A 1,102-nucleotide genomic window follows, 5' to 3' on the forward strand; every position below is an offset into this window, starting at 1 on the left:
ATCAAGGTGCGGGATTTATACGGCAAAATCTCAATATCATATCCGGTGGCAATTTTGGTCTTTCGCTTCACGTAATTTTTATAGAACTTGATCCAGGAAGTTTGTTCTCTCTCCGCATCGGACAGTAGAAAGTTATATTCGTAGCTGGCTGCGGTTGTTAATTCCCCACCGGAAATATTGCGCATGGTATCCGCTAAACGATAGGTGCGTGTGAAGCTCTGCTTATCCTTGGGCGAACCTACCCCGATCATTTTGTTCATGGTTCCCGAGACATCATAGTACAGATCTACCGGGACCGCTGCCCCTCCCGTTCGTGGGACGAACCTGAAGGTCGGTTCAATCCGAATCCCTTCTCCGGGTTCCCATAGGTTTCCCATGGTCCGAAAGTCAAACAGAAACGAGTAGCCGTTATGGGGAACCGTCTCTTGTTCGGTAGGGTGAGAACCTTTTCGGATCGGCAGGAACCATTGCTTTTGCCCGCTCAGGGCCGTCGGATTCCCGTTCTCATCGTTGCCACCTGTATAATACATGGCTGAACTGTGCTCCGTAGTCCCTATGGTTGTACGGAAGACCTGCTCATACCTGAAATCCCCGATGTCCCAGATCCGAAAATCAAACAGACGCCCGACCACACCCACATTAAAGCTCTCTGTGGCACAATAATTGCTCAGATCACCATTCATGTTCACTTCACAGAGATCGGTGGGATCGGCCGGTGTGCCGTTAATGGCCCAGGCTTCCGTCTGGATCGTATAGTTTCCTTCATTTACCCAGGTGGGCATCGTGAAGGTCATAGATGGTGTACCAACAGGAATATAGATCCAAGTGTTCTCCGGGTAATACTGACTTTCTTGAAAGACACCAAAGGGAAAGCGAATCCGTTTGCTTAACGTATATTTTCCGTAATCCCGGTTGCCGTAACCGGGGATGTTAAGATGCTGCCCACTTTCTGTGAAATGAACCGTGAACGGTCTGTCCAGGATAAGAACCGTTCTTGTCATATCCGGGATCATCCGCTGATCGAAAGGACGGTTATCGTCTGGCAGGACAGAATAATTGACTACTGGTGTATGTACTGTAATTGTATTGATCCCGTTAATCG

The 1,102-nt window shown here is 48.6% G+C and carries 1 pseudogene; it reads right to left on the reverse strand.

Features of this window, described 5'->3' with window-relative positions:
• Window positions 1-1,102, reverse strand: a pseudogene (locus tag GJB61_RS31425) (DUF5704 domain-containing protein); the annotation flags it as partial.

It is taken from the genome of Paenibacillus monticola, assembly GCF_009664975.1.
In the GTDB taxonomy this organism is placed as follows: domain Bacteria; phylum Bacillota; class Bacilli; order Paenibacillales; family Paenibacillaceae; genus Paenibacillus_AQ; species Paenibacillus_AQ monticola.